This window comes from Novosphingobium cyanobacteriorum, from assembly GCF_029436685.1.
Taxonomy (GTDB): domain Bacteria; phylum Pseudomonadota; class Alphaproteobacteria; order Sphingomonadales; family Sphingomonadaceae; genus Novosphingobium; species Novosphingobium cyanobacteriorum.
In genome coordinates this window covers 86,472-105,272 of record NZ_JAROCY010000014.1, presented here as the reverse complement: position 1 = coordinate 105,272, position 18,801 = coordinate 86,472, and the positions used below count along the sequence as shown (strand labels likewise).

The window sequence follows — 18,801 nt, the reverse complement described above, 5'->3', positions numbered from 1 at the left end:
CGCACGACCCCGCCGTAAGTATCCCGGAACCCGAAGCCCGCAAATGCCGAATCCCTCTAATGGTTGCGGCCTCTTCGTGCAAATGGCATGGCCCGCCGCCATGACCGACCAGAATCCTGCAGAACTTGCCAAGACCTTCGAACCCGCCGCGATCGAGGCGCGCTGGTACGCGCATTGGGAAAGCAACGGCCTGTTCCGCCCCGAACGCCCGGACGCGCAGCCCTTCACCATCGTGAACCCGCCGCCTAACGTCACCGGCAGTCTCCACATCGGCCACGCGCTCGACAACACGCTGCAGGACGTGGTCATCCGCTACGAACGCCTGCGCGGCAAGGACGCGCTGTGGGTGGTCGGCACCGACCACGCCGGCATCGCCACGCAGATGGTGGTCGAACGCCAGATGGAGGCGAAGCAGGACAAGCGCACCAACTATTCGCGTGAGGCCTTCATCGACAAGGTGTGGGAATGGAAGGCCGAATCCGGCGGCCAGATCACCCGCCAGCTCCGCCGCCTCGGCTGCTCGATGGACTGGTCCAGAGAACAGTTCACCATGGACCCGCACTTCACCAGGGCGGTGGTGAAGGTCTTCGTCGACCTCTACAACCAGGGCCTGATCTACCGCGACAAGCGGCTGGTGAACTGGGACCCCAAGCTCAAGACCGCGATCTCCGACCTTGAGGTGGAAACGCGCGAGACGCAGGGCGGCTTCTGGCACTTCAAGTACCCGCTGGCCGATGGCGTGACGCGTGCGGACGGCCTTGATTACATCGAGGTCGCCACCACGCGCCCCGAAACGATGCTGGCCGACATGGCCGTGGCCGTCCACCCGGAGGACGAGCGTTACAAGTCGGTCATCGGCAAGGAGATCCTCCAGCCGCTCACCGGCCGCCGGTTCAAGGTGGTGGCCGATGAACACGCCGATCCGGAACTTGGCAGCGGCGCGGTGAAGATCACGCCGGGGCATGATTTCAACGACTTCGAAGTGGGCAAGCGCGCCGGGATCAAGGCCGCCGACATGCTCAACATGTTCGACGCCGAAGCAAAGGTCGTGCAGACCGCCGACGGCCTCGTCCCGGCCGAATTTCTGGGGCTCGACCGCTTCGATGCGCGCAAGCTCGTCGTGGAGCGCATGAAGAAAGCCGGCTTCCTCATCCCGCACCTGGCCAAGGACAAGGAAGGCAACGAAGTCTCCGCCGATTTCGAACCGCGCACCATCCAGACGCCCTATGGCGACCGCGGCGGCGTGGTGATCGAACCCTGGCTGACCGACCAGTGGTACGTTGACGCCGAAACCCTGGCCAAGCCCCCGATGGAAGCGGTGCGCTCCGGCGCGATCGAAATCGTGCCCAAGACCTGGGAAAAGACCTTCTTCAACTGGATGGAAAACATCCAGCCCTGGTGCGTCAGCCGCCAGCTGTGGTGGGGGCATCGAATTCCGGCGTGGTATGCCGAGGACGGCAGCGTCTACGTGGCCGAGACCGAGGAAGAGGCGCAGGCGCTGGCCGGCAACAAGGCCCTCACCCGCGACGAGGACGTCCTCGACACCTGGTTCTCCTCTGCCCTCTGGCCTTTCGCTACGCTCGGCTGGCCGGATGAGGACGCGCCGCTGCTCAAGAAGCACTACCCCAATGACCTGCTCGTCTCGGGCTTTGACATCCTGTTCTTCTGGGATGCGCGCATGGCCATGCAGGGCATGCATTTCATGAAGCCAGCCGCCGAAGGCCGTCCCATGTCAGAGTATGTGCCGTGGAAGCGGCTCTACCTCCATGGCCTCGTCCGCGCGGCGGATGGGCAGAAGATGTCCAAGTCCAAGGGCAACGTGGTCGATCCGCTGGGCCTGATCGACCAGTACGGCGCCGATGCGCTGCGCTTCTTCATGTGCGCCATGGAAAGCCAGGGCCGCGACGTGAAGATGGATGAACGCCGCGTCGAAGGATACCGCAACTTCGCCACCAAGCTGTGGAACGCCGCGCGCTTCTGCCAGTCCAACGGCATCGCCGGCAGCACCTCGGTGGCCGCACCCGCCGCCACCAGCGCGGTCAACAAGTGGATCATCGGCGAGGTGGTGGAAACCGTCGCCGCGCTCGACCAGGCCATGGCCGACCTGCGCTTCGACGCCGCGGCCAACGCCATCTACCACTTCGTCTGGGACCAGTTCTGCGACTGGTACATCGAGCTGATCAAGGGCAACTTCGACGCCGAAACCAAGGCGGTCGCCGGCTGGGTGCTCGACCAGATCCTCGTCATGCTCCACCCCTTCATGCCCTTCGTCACCGAAGAGCTGTGGCACGCGCTCGGCACCCGCGATCAGGAATTGATCGTTGCGCAATGGCCCGCCCCGGCCGCTGCGGTCGATCCCGCCGCCAAGCGTGAGGTGGAATGGCTGATCGCGCTCGTCTCCAACATGCGCACCGCCAAGAACGAACTCGGCATCGCGCCGGGCGCGAAGCTTGATGCCTTCCTGCCCGATCCCAGCCCCGCCACGCGCGCGATCATCGAAGCGAACCCCGCCGCGATCGAACGCCTCGCCCGCCTCAACGGCATCCGCTTCGAAGCGGCCCCCGCCGGCGCCGCGATGCAGGTGGGCGCAGGCGACGCCAACATCGTCGTGCCGCTCGAAGGCGTGATCGACATCGCCGCCGAAAAGGCCCGCCTGGAAAAGGCGCTCGCCGCGTCGCAGAAGGAAGCCAAGAGCCTCGAAGGCCGGCTGAACAACCCCGCCTTCGTCGAAAAGGCCAAGCCCGAAGCGGTCGAAAAGGCCCGCGCCGACCACTCCCACCATAGCGCCGAAGCCACCCGCCTCGCCGCCGCGCTGGCGCGGTTGGGGTGAAAACGCAGCCGTCAGCTCCTACCCCTCTGGGGGAGGTGGCAGCCCGCAGGGCTGACGGAGGGGGCAGCGCGCTGCGCAAGCCCCCCTCCCTCGCCTGCGGCGGTCTCCCTCCCCCAACGGGTGGGGATCAGGCGTGCTGACTCTCGCCACCACCACCCCGGGCGAACCCGAAATCTTCGCCTCGCTCCAGGGCGAAGGGCCCTCGCTCGGCCGGCCCAGCCTGTTCGTGCGCCTGTCGCGCTGCAATCTCGCCTGCCGCTGGTGCGATACCGCCTACACCTGGCGCTTCACCGGCGACAACCGCCCGCACCGCGATGACACGGCCTTCGAACGCAGCGCCAACCAGCTGACGCTCAGCGAACAAGACGTCGCCGCCCGCCTGCTCGCCTTCCCGCAGGATCGCCTCGTCATCACCGGTGGCGAACCGCTGCTGCAGGGCGCGGCGCTGGCCCGCCTCGTCACGCTGCTCAAGGCCGGGCGCCCCGGCCTGCACGTGGAGATCGAGACCAACGGCAGCGTCGCGCCCCACGCGTCGCTCGATCCGCTGGTCGATCAATACAACGTCAGCCCCAAGCTGGCGCATTCGGGCAACCCGGCCGACCTCGCCCTGATCCCCGAGCGCCTGTCCGCTTGGGCGCAGGACCCGCGCGCCTTCTTCAAGTTCGTGGTCGCGAACCCTGAAGACCTCGCCGAAATCGAAGCGCTGGAGGCGCTCTACGCCATCCCCGGCGAACGCCTCTTCGTCATGCCCGAAGGCATCGACAGCCAGACCCTGCGCACCCGCTCCCGCTGGCTGTCAGACGCCGCGCTGACCCGCCAATGGCGCTTCACCGACCGCCTGCACATCCACCTCTACGGCGACACGCGCGGCACCTGATCCCCCCGTCCAACTGCGGCTAGGCCGCAAGCCGCTCCAGAATCATGTCGCGCAGAGCCCGCAGAGATCACGGAGAAGAAAGAAGGTCGAAGGAAGCCCGCGCCGCAGGCCCTCTCTCCACTTTCTCATTCTCTCTGCGCCCTCTGCGCTCTCTGCGCGCAAATTCTTCCAGATCAGATGCCAAGAGCCCGATCAGAACGGAATATCGTCGTCCAGATCGTCGCCAAAGCCACCGCCAGAGCCACCGGCCGAACCGCCGCCAAAGCCGCCGCCCGACGATCCGCCGCCGCCCTGGTTCCAGCCGCCACCCTGCGCGCCACCGCGCGAACCGCCGCCATAACCGCCGGCCGAGCCGCCCTCGAAGCCGCCCGAACGGCCCCCGCCACCCATGCCACCGCCCTGGCCGCCGCCGGGTGCGCCGTCGAGCATGGTCAGCACGCCGTTCATGCCGATGCTGATCTCGGTGGTGTAGCGGTCATTGCCGCTCTGGTCCTGCCACTTGCGGGTGCGCAACGACCCTTCGATGTAGACCTTGCTGCCCTTCTTCAGAAAGCGCTCGGCCACGCCCACCAGCCCTTCTGACTGGATCACCACGGTGTGCCACTCGGTGCGCTCCTTGCGCTCGCCGGTGGCGCGGTCCTTCCAGTTCTCGCTGGTGGCGATGCGCAGGTTGCAGATGCGCCCGCCGTTCTGGAAGCTTTTCACTTCCGGATCGGCACCGAGATTGCCGACCAGAATGACCTTGTTGACGCTGCCTGCCATCGAATCATATCCCTTGGATTGCGTGCCCGCTGGGTAGCCCAAGCCCAACGCGCCGCGCGAGTCCGCTCGGCCGAGTTTTCCCACGTTTGCTGCGCGGTTTTTGTGGTTTCGCGCAAAGACGCGAAGACGCAAAGGAAAGGAAATAGTTCGCGCAGAGTGCGCAGAGGACGCAGAGAGACCAAGAGCCTGCGGCGCAGCCGCCTTCATGCTTCTCTGCGCTCCTTGCGATCTCTGCGCGAACCCAATTCTTCGCGTCTTCGCGTCTTTGCGCGAAAATCCTAGGCGCTACCCCAGCCCCAAGGCCACGGCGGTCCAATAGGTCGCGCCGGCGAACAGGTACGCCAGTGCGAACAGATACCCCAGCATGAAGCCCGGCCATTTCCAGCCGTTGGTCTCGCGCCGCGTCACCGCGATGGTGGACATGCACTGCGGCGCAAACACGAACCATGCCAGAAACGCCAGCGCCGTGGCCAGGCTCCACTGGCTCTTCAGCTGGTCGGCCAGCCCCTTTGCCTGCGTCGCATCGTCGCCCGCGCCCACGGCATAGGTCGTCGCCAGTGAACTTACCGCCACCTCGCGCGCGGCCATCGCCGGGATCAGCGCCAGCGCGATGTCGCGGTTGAAGCCGATCGGCTCCACCACCACGGCCAGCCCGTTGGCAATGTGCCCTGCGATCGAGGCGTTGACCTGGTCCTGCCCGGCTTCCGCACGGGGGAAGTTCAGCAGGATCCACAGCGCCACCGTCACCGTAAAGATCATCGTGCCCGCGCGCCGCAGGAACACCCACGCCCGCTGGAACAGGCCGAGCGCCAGGTCCTTCACCGTGGGCAGCTGGTACTTGGGCAGCTCCATGATGAAACCCGAAGCCGCGCCCCTGGTCACGCTCCGGCGCAGCACCAGCGCCACCGCCATCGCGCCCACGATGCCCACCACATACAGCGCGAACAGCACCAGTCCCTGCAAGCCCACAAGGCCCACCTGCCGGTTGGGAATGAACGCCGCGATGATCACGGCATAGACCGGCAGCCGCGCCGAACAGGTCATCAACGGCGCGATCAGGATCGTGGTCAGCCGGTCCTTGGGGTCGGTGATGCTGCGGGTGGACATGATTCCCGGAACCGCACAGGCAAAGCTGGACAGCAGCGGGATGAAGCTGCGCCCCGAAAGGCCCACGCCCGCCATCAGCCGGTCCATCAGGAACGCGGCGCGCGCCATGTATCCGGTCGCCTCCATCGTCAGGATGAAGAAGAACAGGATCAGGATCTGCGGCAGGAACACCACCACCGCCCCCACGCCCGCAATCACCCCGTCGGTCAGCAGGTCGCGCAGCAGTGAAGGCGCCATCTCCGTCTTCACCAGGTCGCCCAGCGATCCGGCAAGGCCATCCAGCGCATCCTGGAATGGCGCAGCCCAGCTGAACACCGCCTGGAACACCACGAACAGCAGCGCAAACAGGATCGGCGGCCCGGCCCACGGGTGCAGCAGCACCTTGTCCATCCGCGCGTGGATGCGGTGCCTGGCCGTCTCGGAAAGGATCGCCCCGTGCGCCATCTCGTGCGCCAGCAGGCGCCGCTCGGGCAGGGTCACGTGCGGGCGATGGACCGGTGCCGTCTCGCTCACGCGGTCGCGCGCCTCGGCCACTGCCTGCGCCAGTTCGTCCAGCCCGCGCCGGCGCACCGCCACCGTGGGGATCACCGGCACGCCCAGCGCGTTCTGCAGCGCCCTGGCGTCGATCACCAGTCCGTCGCGCTCGGCCAGGTCCACCATGTTCAGCGCCACCACTGTCGGGCGGCCCAGCTCCAGCACTTCCTGCGCGAACACCAGATGCTGTTCCAGGTTCGACGAATCGAGCACGATCACCAGCACGTCGGGCTGCGCCTGCCCGTGCTGCTCGCCCATGATGACCTTGCGGGTCACTTCCTCGTCCGGGCTCGTCGCGTCGAGGCCATAGGAGCCCGGCAGGTCGACCAGTTCCACCGGCTCGCCATTGGGCAGCAGCATGCGCCCCGCCTTGCGCTCCACGGTCACGCCCGGATAGTTGGCGATCTTCTGCCGGGCGCCGGTCAGCGCGTTGAACAGGGCGCTCTTGCCTGCGTTCGGATTGCCGACCAGCGCGGCAACGCAGGGGCCACGGCTCACGCCGCCACCTCTTCCAGCGCCACGGTCATCGCCCGCGCGTGGACCCGGCGCAGCGCCACGGTCATGCGTCCGATCTCCACCGCCAGCGGATCGCGCCCCATGAACACCCCGCGATAGGCAAGCTTCACCCGCGCCCCTTCGTCCAGCCCCAGCGCGCGCAGCCGCTGCGCTTCCTCTGGCACCAGTGCGCTCCAATCCACCGCGGAAATCCGCGCCGGCACGCCAAGGGGGATCTGGTCAAGCGTCACGCCCTCCGCGCTGCCATAGGCCGCAGGCATTTGCAAGTCATTCGCAATAGTTGATCCAGATCAAGACTGGTGGCGGCACCGGCCCACTCCCCCGCCTGGCCACCCCAAGGGGTGTAGTCTCTGGGTGGCCGGGCGGGGGAGCGGGCCGGTGCCGAAGCCTTCCGCGGATGCGGAAGGCGCACCATCAAGAAGCCGGATACCGCAACCGCCCCAGCAGCCGCATCACGCTGAAGGTTTCGTCGCGCGGCTTCATCACCCGCGCCTTGGCCTTCTCGAACTGCATCACGTTCTCGATCCGCCGGTCAAGGAACGCCCGCGTCTCGGCATGGTCCTCGCTCTGGTCCTCGGCATAGGCGGCCAGCGTCGCGGCATAGATCGCCGCCAGCGTCGCGCGCTTGGTATAGTGGTTGTAGTCGGTGGCCACATCGCCCGCCAGCCGCCACATCCGGTCCGCGCTGCGCCAGCTCAGCCGCGCCGTCTCGGCCAGGTTGCGCGGGCGCGCCATCTCGATCAGCGCGCGGCGCAGCGCCTCTTCCTTGCCCGCCAGCGCGTCCAGCCGGAACTGCACCAGCGTGCGGATGCGCTCGCGGATCGGCAGGTTGCCGATGCGTTCGGCGGGCAGGTCCTGCGCCATGGCGCGGTCGATGCTGCCGATCCACGCCGCGATCATCGTCATCGGCCGGTTCTGGAAGGCAAAGCGCGCCGCCGCCGGGTCCACGCCGGCAATCTCGGCCGCCGCCGTCACCGCCGCATCGCTCCACCCGTCGAACACCGCCGATTCCGCCACCAGCGGCGCCAGGTCGAGCCGCAGCTCGTCCATCGTCAGGTCATCCATCATGGAATCGCCGGTCCATAGCTCTTCTTGGCCCCGCCGCCGGCCGCGCGCGCCTTGGCCGTGGTCTCGATCTCGTTCAGCATCGTCTCGCTGCTGTCCAGCCTGGCGTAATCGCGGGCCGAACGCCCCGAATTGTCCGGCCGGTCGGGGTTGGCCCCGGCCTTCAGCAGCGCCCGCACCAGCGCCAGGTCGCGCTTGTGCACCGCGCCGATCAGCGGCGTCTCGCCGGTGTTGTCGGGCTCGTCCACCCGCGCGCCCACGCTGATCAGGAAGTCCACGCCCTCGATGAAGCCCAGCTGGCACGCCAGCACCAGCGGCGTCATGCCCTTGTTGTCGCGGATGTTCACGTTGGCGCCCTTGGCCACCAGGAACTGCATCCACGTCACGTCGCGCCGCGCGGTCACGATGTGCAGCGCGCTCTGCCCGGTGCTCACGTCGCGGGTGTTGACGATCTGGCTGCCCGGCTCGTTGAGCGCGTCGGTAACCTTGTCGCCTTCCTTTTTCCGCACCGATTCGAGGAACTTGTAGCTGGCCGAGAACTGCGCCTGCGCCGGCACGGCCAGCCCCAGGGCCAGCCCCAGCGCGCCTATCGTAGACATGGCGATCGCCGCCGCCCGCCACCGCTTGATCACGTTACCCGTACCTCCTGTTGCGCGCCCACCGGACTCGCCCCTTGCAAGGCGGTGGTTAGCAGAGCATGAACCGCCGCGCCATGCACCCTTACAGGACATTCAAAGCCTTCGCCCGTGCGGCTGCCCTGCCCGCGCTGCTCGCCCTCGCCGCGTGTGGCCAGTCCGGCCCCAGCCCGCAGGACGCCCCGCTCGCCGGCGGCGCCATCGGCGGAGACTTCACTTTGGTGGACAAGGCGAACAAGCCCGTCCGCTATGCCGATTTCGCCGGCAAGTACCGCGTGATCTACTTCGGCTACACCTTCTGCCCCGATGTCTGCCCGCTGGATGTGCAGAACCTGATGCGCGGCTATCACCTCTTCGCCAAGGCGCATCCCGATCTCGCGCCGCAGGTCCAGCCGCTGTTCGTCTCGATCGATCCGGCGCGCGATACCCCGGCCCGCGTCGGCGAATTCGCCGGCAATTTCGGCAAGGAACTGATCGGCCTCACCGGCACCGAACAGCAGGCCGCCGCCGCCGCCAAGGCCTTCGCTGTGTTCTACCAGAAGCGCGAAGGATCCTCGCCCGATGCCTACCTGATGGACCATTCGCGCGCCGCCTACCTGATGGACCGTGAAGGCAGGCCCATCGCCCTCCTGCCCGTGGAAAAGGACGGCAAGTCCGTCGCCGCCGAACTCGAAAAATGGATCCGCTAAGCGCCCCCGCCGCCCGTTTCTGGGACAAGCCCGTCGAACAGCTCTCGCGCGAGGAGTGGGAGGCGCTGTGCGATGGCTGTGGCAAGTGCTGCCTGCACAAGCTTGAGGATGAAGACACCGGCGAGGTTCACCACACCAACGTCGCCTGCCGCCTGCTCGATCTGAAGACCGCCCGCTGCGCCGATTATCGCTATCGCAAGACCTTCGTGCCCGATTGTCTGCGCCTCACCCCCCGGCTGGTGCGCGAAGTGCCGTGGCTGCCCTCCACCTGCGCCTATCGCCTGCGCGCCGATGGCAAACCGCTGCCCGATTGGCACTATCTCGAATGCGGCGATCGCGAGGAAGTCCATCGTCGCGGCGTCTCCGTCGTCGGCCGCGCGATCAGCGAAATCCTCGCCGGCCCGCTCGAGGAACACATCGTGCCGACGCGCGATTTCGAACAATCATGATCGACTGGCTGCGTCGCAATCCGCGCCAGGTCACCCCCGCGCCGCCCCGGCCGATCGCGCCGAAGACCATCGTGTTGGGTGATCGGGAGATCGCGCTCGCCATCCGCCGTGTCGCCCATGCCCGCAACATGACCCTGCGCCTCGCCCCCGATGGCAGCGAGGCGCGCATCTCCATCCCGCGCTGGGGCCGGGTCAGCGATGCGCTCGATTTCGCCCGCTCGCGCAGCGAATGGCTCGCCGCGCAGCTGGCGCGCATCCCCCCGCCGCAGGCCATCGAACCGGGCGCACTTCTGCCCTATCGGGGCGAGGAGCTGCGCCTCGAATGGCATGCCAGGGCGCCCCGTCGCCCGGTGCTCGATGATGGCGCCCTGCTTATCGGCGGTCCGGCCGAAGGCCTCGAACCGCGCATCCGCCGCTGGCTCGAAGCCGAAGCGCTGCGCCTCTCTGCCGAAGACCTTGCCCACTATTGCGCCCGCGCCGGCCAGACCGTCCCCCGCCTCTCCCTCTCGCGCGCCCAGCGCCGCTGGGGCTCCTGCGCCGCGGACGGCTCGATCCGCATCAACTGGCGGCTGGTCATGGCCCCGGACCACGTGCGCCGGTCGGTCGTCGCGCACGAAGTCGCGCACATGACGCACTTCGACCACAGCCCCGCCTTCCACGCCCACCTCGCGGAAATATACGAAGGCCGCATCGCCGAAGCCGACCGCTGGCTGAAACGCGAAGGCCGAGGCCTCTACCGCCTGTTTGGTTGAAGACGTTTCTCGCAGAGACGCAGAGGAAGCAGAGAGCGCTGGGGACTCGGCGCATAATCGCCGAAGTCGTGGCAGACTCTCCTCGGCAAGTGCCGCGGAACTGGCGGAAGCTGCTGCCGCAGCAAGTGCAATTTCTCTGCGCTCTCCTTCTCCTCTGCGCCTCTGCGAGAAACATCGAAGCACTTGCCGCAACACATCGTCACACCTTCCCCTCCATTCGTCACTGCGAGGAGGCGAAGCCGACGAAGCAGTCCAGAGTTGGCGCGAACCTCCTTGTCCCAACCACCCTCGGGTTGCCGGCGAGCACCGAGCCCAACCAAAAACAAAGACTCGCGAAACAGCGGCCCCGCTCCTATCTGTCCCGGCATGAAGGGCTTTTTCAGCAACGTTTCCCCCCGCCGCGCGCTGATGGACCTGTGGCAGGTGCTTGGCGCACCGGGCGAGTTCCGCTGGCGCTCGCTGCTGCTCGCCGCCAGTGTCACCGGCGGGATCTTCATCCTGATGGTCCAGCAGGAAGGGCGCGGCCTGCCCAAGCCTCCCACCGTGATCTACATCGAATCCTTCGCGCCCAACCGCAGCGATGCCGAGATCATCGCCGGCAATATCGAGGCGACGAAGAAGGCCCGCGCACAGGAAGCCGAAGAGGAGCGTCACGCCGAAAACATCCGCCAGATGTACAAGGCCGTGGGCGCCGCCACCGGTCTCGATACGCAGAAGATGTACGAAGAGGGCAAGGCCGAACGCGAAGCCGCGAAAAGGGCCGAGGAAGAACAGGCCCGCGCCATCCTGCGTGAATCCGGCGCCCAGAAAGCTCCGAATCCCTGAAATGACCGCACGGGGAGACGCCGCCTGGATGGACGCCGCCGCCGCGCTCGCCGCGCGCGGTCGTCCGCTCTCGCGGCCCAATCCCGCCGTCGGCGCGCTGCTGGTGCGCGATGGCCGCGTGCTGGCGCGCGGCTGGACCCAGCCCACCGGCCGCCCCCATGCTGAGGCTATGGCGCTGGCCGCGCTCGATGGCACCTCTCCCGCAGGCGCCACGCTCTACGTCACGCTGGAACCCTGCGCCCATGCCAGCACTCGCGGCCCCTCGTGCACCTCGCTGGTCGTCGCGGCCAGGCCGGCCCGCGTCGTCATCGGCGTGACCGATCCCGATCCGCGCACCGCCGGCCAAGGCGTGGCGGCATTGCGCGCCGCCGGCATCGCGGTCGATGTGCTGGACAGCCCCGCCGCCCGTGCCTCGCTCGAAGGCTACCTGATGCGCGCCGCGCAGGGCCGCCCGCACGTCACGCTCAAGCTCGCCATGTCGCTCGATGGCCGCATCGCCCTGCCCTCTGGCGAAAGCCAATGGATCACCGGGGCACAGGCGCGCGCCCACACCCATGCCATGCGGGCGCGGGCAGATGCGATCCTCGTCGGCGGCGGCACCCTGCGCGCCGATGCCCCCCGGCTCGATGTGCGCCTGCCCGGCCTTGAAGGCCGCAGCCCCGAACGCTGGGTGCTCACGCGCGGCACCGCGCCCGATGGCTGGCGCCCCGTGGCAGACATCACCGCTCCGCAGGCCTTCGGTAACGCGCAATATCTCTTCGTCGAAGGCGGCGCGCAGGCCGCAGCCACCTTCCTCGCCGCAGACCTCGTCGATCGCCTGCTGCTCTACCGCGCGCCCATCGTCATCGGCTCCGGCCTGCCCGGCGTGGGCGATATCGGCCTCGGCTCGCTTGCCCAGGCCCATGGCCGCTGGCGCGCGATGCACCGCCAGACGCTTGGCAGCGACCTGCTCGACGTCTACGAGCGCACCCGCTGAAGGAGTTTCCCCATGTTCACGGGCATCGTCACCGAAGTCGGCAATATCCTGTCCATCGACGAACGCAGCGGTCGCCGCGTCGTCATTTCCACGATCATGGACCCTGAAAAGATCGCAATGGGCGCTTCCATCGCCTGTTCCGGGGTGTGCCTCACCGTGGTGGACAAGGGCGGCGCCCCCGGCGAAGCCTGGTTCGCGGTCGACGTGTCGGATGAAACCGTCGCCCGCACCGCCCCCGCGCAGTGGCAGGCCGGCGCACCGATCAACCTCGAACCCGCTCTGAAGCTGGGTGACGAACTCGGCGGCCACATCGTAACCGGCCATGTCGATGGCATCGGCACCGTCGTCGGCACCTGCCCCGAAGGCGCCTCGCTCAAGGTCGGCATTTCCGCCCCGGCAGACCTCGCGCCCTATATCGCGGCCAAGGGCTCGATCACCGTCGATGGCGTCTCGCTGACGGTCAACGAAATCGCCGACCAGCCCGACGGCACCTGCCACTTCGCGCTGAACCTGATTCCCCACACGGCTGACGTCACCACGCTTGGCACGCTGGCGCAGGGCCGACAGGTCAACCTTGAGATCGACGTCCTCGCCCGCTATCTCAAGCGCATGCAGACCCTCGCCGCGCACGGTTGAAGGCGCACAATCCGCACGACGTCACTTCCCGCATTGCGCCAGGTGTCCCTGCGCCCGGTCTCCGTCCCCCCGGGTGCCGTCCCGGGGGCCGCTGATGGCAGTCCTGCGCAGCGGCGGCCTGCCGCGCCGGTCAGGCCACCCACTCGGCTCCGATCGCGCCCCGGTGACCCTCCGGCGCCAGCGCGGCGCGCAGCGCTTCCAGCAGCGGCAGCAGCGCCTCGGTGAAGGCATAGGGCGGGTTGACGATGAACAGCCCCGCGCCGTTGTAGATACCGGGCTGGTCGCTGTCATACAGCCAGTGCTCCACGCACAGCAGCTTCGGGATGCCAAGCTTGCGCAGCTTGTCCTTCCACACCACGTGCGTCTGGCGGTCCTTCAACGGATACCAGATCACCGTCACGCCATGCGCCCACTTGCGCTGCGCGGCGGCCAGCGTCGCTGTGATCCGCGCGCGTTCGTCCGTCTGCTCGTATGGCGGATCAACCACCACAACCCCACGCGGCGTCCTGGGCGGCACCATCGCCAGCCAGAACTCATAGGCGTCACGCTGGTGCACCGCCGCTGCCGTGCCGCGCATCGCGCCGCGCAGGGCGTGGATGTCCTCGGGATGCTTCTCGTTCAGGATCAGCGCATCCTGTGGGCGCAACAGCTGCGCCAGGATGCGCGGCGATCCCGGATACAGGCGCGTCTCGCCGTCCGCGTTCACCGCCCGTACCATGGCGCGATAGTCATCCAGCAGGGGGCTGGCGTCGGCAAAGGCGCGCAGCACGCCCTGAGTCGCCTCGCCGGTGCGCTGCGCCTCATCGCTGCCAAGGTCGTACAGCCCGCATCCGGCATGGGTATCGATCAGCGTCAGCGCAGCCTGCTTGATCTGCAGGGCGCGCACCAGCGCGATCAGCAGGCCGTGCTTCACCACATCGGCGCTGTTGCCGGCATGAAAGGAATGGCGATAGTTCACTGCAACCCGAAGCCTTGACGATCCGGCGCTCGTACAGAGGAAGGCCGCAACCTTCAAAGGCATTTCGCAAGGGCCCGCCGCCTCCACGCCCCGGCTACCTCACGATGGGGCAAGGATATGAAGGCTTGGCACCGGTGGCCGGGCTGCAGCTGATTCAGGGGGCAACAAACGCCCGTCCGGCCCGCTGCAAGGGCCCGGTCCCGCCACTCAAATCCAACATGATAAATAACAGACACGTCTGTTATCTTCAAAACACTTTCCTACACGCCCGGATTCTGGGACCATTCACCCGCCACGCTCCTTGAACCTGTCAAGAAACCCGCAGAACTCCGCCATTCCCGGCGCGAGAATCAGTGACCGCGCCGGCCCGCGAACGTCCTTGCGACGGAATCCGCGAATTCACCCCATTGGACAGTGTCAACCGTGTCAACCTCGCGCCACGGCTGCCCGCCCGGCTCAGGCCAACTGGAGCAGGATTTGCAGCACCTGTCCGGGCTGGTCGCCCATCACGTCATGGCTCGCTTCGGCCTCGTGGAATTCCCACGCCGGGTCGTCCTCCACCCGGTCGCGGAACTGGCCGAACGGAGAGGGGCTCCACGCATTGGCGAAGACATAGACCCGCCTGCCCACCTTTGCTTCCTCGCCGGTGAAGCGCACCGCTTCCAGCAGCGTCAGCAGGGGATGGGGGGAAAGGCCGGGGTGGTCCAGGCCGGGCAGCGGCGCCACCGCGCCGGGGTTGAACTTCTGGCTGTCGATATAGTGGGCATGTTCCCACGGCCCGGTCAGGTCCCACAGCGACTGCCCGTCCTGCGGCAGGAAGGCGTCGAGATAGACCAGCGCGTCGATCCGCGCGCCCAGCCGGGTCGCCACGCCGGTCACCACCATGCCGCCATAGGAATGGCCGACCAGAACGAAGCGGTCGAACCCGGCAGCCTCCACCGCCGCCGCCACGTCGTTGACATGGGTGGTCAGGGTCACGCCGGGGTGGAACTCCTCGTACCGCCGGCCAAGGCCCGTCAGGTGCGCCACCGCCACGCGGTGCCCGGCGGCCTTCAGGTCAGCCGCCAGCCGGTCATACGCCCAGCCGCCGCCCCAGGCCCCGTGGACCAGGACGTAGTCGGTCACGCTTCGATCCCGTGCTTCTTGTTGTAGCCGTGGATCCACTCCATCGTCTTGGTCAGCCCGCCGAAGGGATAGAAGTGCAGCCGCACCCGGCCATGCTCGGGCCCCAGCTCCCGGGCAAAGGCGTCGACCAGCTTGTCCGGCCCCGCAGTGCCGAGCAGGTTGGTGACCGAGATGCCGTATTTCTTGAGCACCGAGGTGGAAGCCCCCACCCCGCAGCGCGCGGCAAAGGCCAGCAGGCGCTTGATCCCGGCCGGGCCCGGCACGCCGATCCGCACCGGCGCGTCGATACCGCGCGCGCGCAGCTCCTTCAGCCAGGCAAGGAAGGCATCGGGATCGAAGCCGAACTGCGTGACGATCAGCGCCGCCATGCCGCGCCGCTCGATCTCCGCCACCTTCTTTTCCAGCACGGCCCAGCATTCCGCCTCGGTCATGTTGGGGTGCCCTTCCGGGTGGCCGCCAATGCCGATGGCCTTGATCCCGCTGCGCTCGAACGCGCCAGTGGCAATCAGCGCGCTGGTGTCGAAATAGGGGCCGACCGGCTCGGGCGGATCGCCCGCCACGATGAAGCACCGGGTCACGCCGGCCTGTTCCACCACCGCCTTCAGGTATCCTTCGAAGTCGTCTTCCGAAGTGATCCGGCGGGCGGAAAAGTGGGGCATCGGCTCGAAGCCCAGCTGGCGCACCGCCACCGTGGCCGCAACGCGGGCGCCCACGTCCTCGCCGGGCAGGAAGGTTACGGCAACCGGCGTTTCGGCCGGGATCAGCGGGGCGGCATCGCGCAGCGACGCTTCGTCCTTCGCCGTCATCTCAAGGCTGAACCCGTCGGTGATCCCGGCGGGGTCCTTGTCCCAGTTGGGGTGGATCAGCGATGCCTTGGCCATGGCAGGTCCTCTCTCCAGAGAGCCCCTCCTCTTCAGGGGAGGGGTTGGGGTGGGGGCTTTCCTTGAAGTGCTGCTTTGCCGGGGAGCCCCCACCCCCGGCCCCTCCCCCGAAGAGGAGGGGAGAAGGGCCTCAGCGCCCAGCCATCAGCGGGCCGTGCGCCAGCCTTCGGCGTAGTTTTCGCGGGCCACGCGGCTGTAGGGCACGGGCGAGACGATCGCGCGGACCTCGATCTGCTTGTGCGGCTCCACGGTGGTCTTGCGGGTGCCGCCGTTCTCTTCGCCCCACACCACGCGCAGCTCGGTGCCGACCGGGATTTCCGGATCGATCGTGGCCAGGCTCAGCGCCTGCTTTTCGTTGTACGAATAGCCGGTGAACATCGAGAAGCCGACCGTCTTGCCGCCCGCATCGACCACGCGGTCATAGTTGGAGGAGGCATAGTTGGCGAGCGGCACGTCGAAGAACTTGTACTGGTCGCCATCCGGGTTGAACAGCGAGGCCATGATCTTGGCCATGTCCTCGGGGTTCCACGCCAGCGTCACCTTCTTGCGCTGGTCGGCGGGGTTCAGGGCTTCCAGCGCCTCGCGGCCGTGGAAGTCATGGTCGAACTTCACGAAGTTGCCATACCCCAGTTCCCACGGGTTGAGGTAGTAGTCCTCGATATTGTCCGAGACGAACGAACCACCGATCGAGCCGGTCGCTTCGTAGCTGTCGGCGCCAAGCCATTCGCGGAAGCCCTTGAGCTTCTCACCGGTGTAGATGGCGGGCAGTGGCGAAGGGATCCAGCCGGATTCCAGCGTGTTGGAAGGATAGGCGCGGCTGCCGCAGGCGATCAGGCCGAACTCCTTGCCCGCCTCCAGAATGGCGGCGCGGACCTCTTCCTGCTCGGCATAGGGGCCCCAGATTTCGAGACCCGGCGCGCCCGACATGCCGTGGCGCAGGGTGCGCACGGTCTTGCCGGCGATGTTCATCGTGCTCATGTTGAAGAACTTGAGCTGTTCCAGCGGCCCGCCGTGGAGCTTTTCGATCACGTTCCACGCCTGCGGACCCTGGATCTGGAAGCGCCATTCCTTGCGCGTCACCGGCTTGCCCATCGGGCGCATCGGCGAACGGTCGTCCAGCTCGATCTCGCAGTCATAGCCACCCGTGGCGGCGTGATAGCGCAGCCAGTTCGAAGCCGGCGCACGGCCGACATAGGTGAAGCTTTCCTCTTCTTCCCAGAAGATGATGCCATCGCCGATGACATGGCCATAGGGCGTGGTCGGCACGTACTGCTTGGCCTTGTTGACCGTCCAGCCCTTGGAGCTGTTGATCATGGTGTCGGACAGCAGCTTGCCCGCGTCCTTGCCGCGAATGTAGAGGTTCACCATGTGGTGCGACTGGTCAAACAGCACGGCGCTGTGCTGCCACGCCCACTGTTCGCTGCGCCAGTTCGAGAATTCCGGCGCGACCACCGGATAGACATAGGCGCCGAGCTGCGAGTTGCGCAGCATTTCGACGATGTTGGATTGTCCGTTCAGGACCTCTTCAAGGTTCTTGGCTGCCATGCCTTCTCTCCCGACAAAAAAATGGCTGGTTGAAATTTGTATGCAACACATACAATATCGCCACAGATTCGCAATGCCAAATTGTCATGCCGCAAACTGACGGTTGGCTCGGAAAACCTTCGCACCCTATGAGGTGCGTCGCTGACGGGAGAGTTCCATGAGTGCACCGCTGATTCTGACGCTTTCTTGTGACGACAAGCCGGGGATCGTTGCCCGGGTGACCGGCAACCTGTTTGAAAACGGGGCCAACATCCTGGAAGCGCAGCAGTTTGACGATGCGGCAAGCGGCCGCTTCTTCATGCGCGTGGTGATGGACCCGGGTGAAAAGGACGTCGTTTCGCTGCGCGAAACCTTCAGCCCCGTGGCGGAAAGCTATGCCATGGACTGGACGCTGCGCGACACCGCGCAAAAGCGCAAGGTGGTGCTGATGGTCAGCAAGTTCGACCACTGCCTGGGCGACCTGCTCTATCGCACGCGCATTGGCGAACTGCCGATGGACGTGGTGGCGATCCTGGGCAACCACCCTAAGGAGGCGCTGAACATCACGCTGATGGGCGATGTTCCCTATTACCACCTGCCGATCACCAAGGACACCAAGCCGCAGCAGGAAGCCGAGGTGAAGCGCATCGTGACCGAAACCGGCGCGGAACTGGTGGTGCTGGCGCGCTACATGCAGATCCTGTCTGACGATCTCGCCAGCTTCCTGGCGGGCCGCTGCATCAACATCCACCACTCCTTTCTGCCCAGCTTCAAGGGGGCCAAGCCCTATCACCAGGCGCACGCGCGCGGCGTGAAGATGATCGGCGCGACCGGCCACTACGTGACCGCAGACCTCGACGAAGGGCCGATCATCCACCAGGACGTGGAGCCGGTGACCCACGCCGACAGCCCTGAGGACTTCGTGCGCAAGGGCCGCGACATCGAACGCCGCGTGCTGGCCGAAGCGGTGCGCCTGCACCTGGAAGACCGCGCGCTGGTGAGCGCGGGCAAGACGGTGGTGTTCAAGAGCTGATTGGCAGCTTGCTCTCTCCCCGGACGGGGAGAGAGCAATCAGCAATGGAGAGTGCGATGCAGGTGAACTGGCTCGATCACGTGAACGTGATCACCGACAGGCTCGACGAAACCGCCGAGTTCTACAAGGCGCTGCTGAACCTTGAGCGCCGCGACGCACCGCCCCCCCTGACGCCGCAGAATGCGCAGTGGATGTACGACGCCGGCGGCAAGGCGATCATCCACATCAACTCGGTCGACTGTCCCCGAACGTTCGATCGCCATGTCGAACCCGGCGCCCTGACCGGCGCCGTCCACCACGTCGCGCTCAACTGCTCGGGCTATGACGAACTGATGGAACGCGTCGGCGCACTCGGCACGCCCTTCCAGGTCAACACCGTGGAGGCCATCGGCCTGCGCCAGATCTTCGTGAGCGATCCCAACAACGTGCTGCTGGAACTGAATTTCTTCGGGGATTGAGGGCGTAGCAGTTGCCCACTCGGGATTCCCGCCTTCGCGGGAATGATGAAGATGCAAGGACGTCATCAATGCGGCGGACTTACTGGATCGCAGCTTTGCCCACTTTGCTGACGGTGGGTGCAGCCGTGGCCATTCCGCTGATCATGCAGGGGGAATTTCACACGCCACT

19 protein-coding genes are annotated in these 18,801 nt (G+C 66.8%); 10 read left to right on the top strand and 9 right to left on the bottom strand.

Annotated elements, in window-relative coordinates:
* The first annotated feature begins 100 nt into the window (after positions 1 to 100).
* Complete coding sequence (locus tag POM99_RS15055) at positions 101 to 2,830, top strand: valine--tRNA ligase (RefSeq protein ID WP_277279265.1); 2,730 nt, start codon at positions 101 to 103, stop codon at positions 2,828 to 2,830.
* 133 nt (positions 2,831 to 2,963) lie between these two features.
* Positions 2,964 to 3,707, top strand: a complete 744-nt coding sequence (locus POM99_RS15050) for a 7-carboxy-7-deazaguanine synthase QueE (protein WP_277279263.1) — start codon at positions 2,964 to 2,966, stop codon at positions 3,705 to 3,707.
* Positions 3,708 to 3,899: 192 nt separating this feature from the next.
* Here POM99_RS15050 and ssb read toward each other — a convergent pair whose 3' ends face one another.
* The 5 genes from ssb to POM99_RS15025 form a co-directional block, all read right to left on the bottom strand.
* Entirely contained in the window at positions 3,900 to 4,469 is a 570-nt protein-coding gene (ssb, locus tag POM99_RS15045; protein WP_277279261.1) for a single-stranded DNA-binding protein, read from the bottom strand.
* 285 nt (positions 4,470 to 4,754) lie between these two features.
* Positions 4,755 to 6,608: a ferrous iron transporter B gene (feoB, locus tag POM99_RS15040; protein WP_277279259.1), complete on the bottom strand. Its 1,854-nt coding sequence runs from the start codon at positions 6,606 to 6,608 to the stop codon at positions 4,755 to 4,757.
* Complete coding sequence (locus POM99_RS15035; RefSeq protein WP_277279345.1) at positions 6,605 to 6,856, bottom strand: FeoA family protein; 252 nt, start codon at positions 6,854 to 6,856, stop codon at positions 6,605 to 6,607. The genes feoB and POM99_RS15035 overlap by 4 nt, the downstream gene beginning before the upstream one ends.
* Before the next feature lie 184 nt (positions 6,857 to 7,040).
* Positions 7,041 to 7,694, bottom strand: a complete 654-nt coding sequence (locus tag POM99_RS15030; protein WP_277279257.1) for a COQ9 family protein — start codon at positions 7,692 to 7,694, stop codon at positions 7,041 to 7,043.
* The gene (locus POM99_RS15025; RefSeq protein ID WP_277279344.1) at positions 7,691 to 8,290 is read right to left on the bottom strand and encodes an ankyrin repeat domain-containing protein; all 600 of its coding nucleotides are present in this window, start codon (positions 8,288 to 8,290) and stop codon (positions 7,691 to 7,693) included. Before POM99_RS15025 ends, POM99_RS15030 begins: the two co-directional genes overlap by 4 nt.
* Before the next feature lie 98 nt (positions 8,291 to 8,388).
* On the opposite strand from POM99_RS15025, the gene POM99_RS15020 reads away from it, so the two are divergent.
* The 6 genes from POM99_RS15020 (at position 8,389) to POM99_RS14995 (ending at position 12,653) form a co-directional block, all read left to right on the top strand.
* Positions 8,389 to 9,015, top strand: coding sequence for an SCO family protein (locus POM99_RS15020; RefSeq protein WP_277279255.1), 627 nt, complete (start codon positions 8,389 to 8,391; stop codon positions 9,013 to 9,015).
* Positions 9,003 to 9,464, top strand: coding sequence for a YcgN family cysteine cluster protein (locus POM99_RS15015; protein WP_277279253.1), 462 nt, complete (start codon positions 9,003 to 9,005; stop codon positions 9,462 to 9,464). The genes POM99_RS15020 and POM99_RS15015 overlap by 13 nt, the downstream gene beginning before the upstream one ends.
* Complete coding sequence (locus POM99_RS15010) at positions 9,461 to 10,216, top strand: M48 family metallopeptidase (RefSeq protein ID WP_277279251.1); 756 nt, start codon at positions 9,461 to 9,463, stop codon at positions 10,214 to 10,216. The genes POM99_RS15015 and POM99_RS15010 overlap by 4 nt, the downstream gene beginning before the upstream one ends.
* A gap of 366 nt (positions 10,217 to 10,582) precedes the next feature.
* Positions 10,583 to 11,041, top strand: coding sequence for a hypothetical protein (locus tag POM99_RS15005; RefSeq protein ID WP_277279249.1), 459 nt, complete (start codon positions 10,583 to 10,585; stop codon positions 11,039 to 11,041).
* Between the two features lie 28 nt (positions 11,042 to 11,069).
* Complete coding sequence (gene ribD, locus POM99_RS15000) at positions 11,070 to 12,017, top strand: bifunctional diaminohydroxyphosphoribosylaminopyrimidine deaminase/5-amino-6-(5-phosphoribosylamino)uracil reductase RibD (protein ID WP_438823018.1); 948 nt, start codon at positions 11,070 to 11,072, stop codon at positions 12,015 to 12,017.
* Between the two features lie 12 nt (positions 12,018 to 12,029).
* Positions 12,030 to 12,653 carry a riboflavin synthase gene (locus POM99_RS14995; RefSeq protein WP_277279245.1) on the top strand — a complete coding sequence of 208 codons (624 nt, stop codon included), beginning with the start codon at positions 12,030 to 12,032 and terminating at the stop codon, positions 12,651 to 12,653.
* Between the two features lie 130 nt (positions 12,654 to 12,783).
* Here POM99_RS14995 and POM99_RS14990 read toward each other — a convergent pair whose 3' ends face one another.
* The 4 genes from POM99_RS14990 to ligM form a co-directional block, all read right to left on the bottom strand.
* Complete coding sequence (locus POM99_RS14990) at positions 12,784 to 13,611, bottom strand: 23S rRNA (adenine(2030)-N(6))-methyltransferase RlmJ (protein WP_277279243.1); 828 nt, start codon at positions 13,609 to 13,611, stop codon at positions 12,784 to 12,786.
* A 456-nt stretch (positions 13,612 to 14,067) separates the two neighbouring features.
* Positions 14,068 to 14,736 carry an alpha/beta fold hydrolase gene (locus tag POM99_RS14985; protein ID WP_277279241.1) on the bottom strand — a complete coding sequence of 223 codons (669 nt, stop codon included), beginning with the start codon at positions 14,734 to 14,736 and terminating at the stop codon, positions 14,068 to 14,070.
* Positions 14,733 to 15,617, bottom strand: a complete 885-nt coding sequence (locus tag POM99_RS14980; RefSeq protein WP_277279239.1) for a methylenetetrahydrofolate reductase — start codon at positions 15,615 to 15,617, stop codon at positions 14,733 to 14,735. Before POM99_RS14980 ends, POM99_RS14985 begins: the two co-directional genes overlap by 4 nt.
* Positions 15,618 to 15,761: 144 nt before the next feature.
* Positions 15,762 to 17,162, bottom strand: coding sequence for a vanillate/3-O-methylgallate O-demethylase (gene ligM, locus POM99_RS14975; protein WP_277279237.1), 1,401 nt, complete (start codon positions 17,160 to 17,162; stop codon positions 15,762 to 15,764).
* A 157-nt stretch (positions 17,163 to 17,319) separates the two neighbouring features.
* Between ligM and purU the strand changes: the two genes are divergently transcribed.
* Positions 17,320 to 18,174 (top strand): formyltetrahydrofolate deformylase, encoded by an 855-nt coding sequence (gene purU / locus POM99_RS14970; RefSeq protein ID WP_277279236.1) that lies wholly within the window; start codon positions 17,320 to 17,322, stop codon positions 18,172 to 18,174.
* Between the two features lie 44 nt (positions 18,175 to 18,218).
* The gene (locus POM99_RS14965) at positions 18,219 to 18,632 is read left to right on the top strand and encodes a VOC family protein (RefSeq protein WP_277279234.1); all 414 of its coding nucleotides are present in this window, start codon (positions 18,219 to 18,221) and stop codon (positions 18,630 to 18,632) included.
* The last annotated feature ends 169 nt before the right edge of the window (positions 18,633 to 18,801 follow it).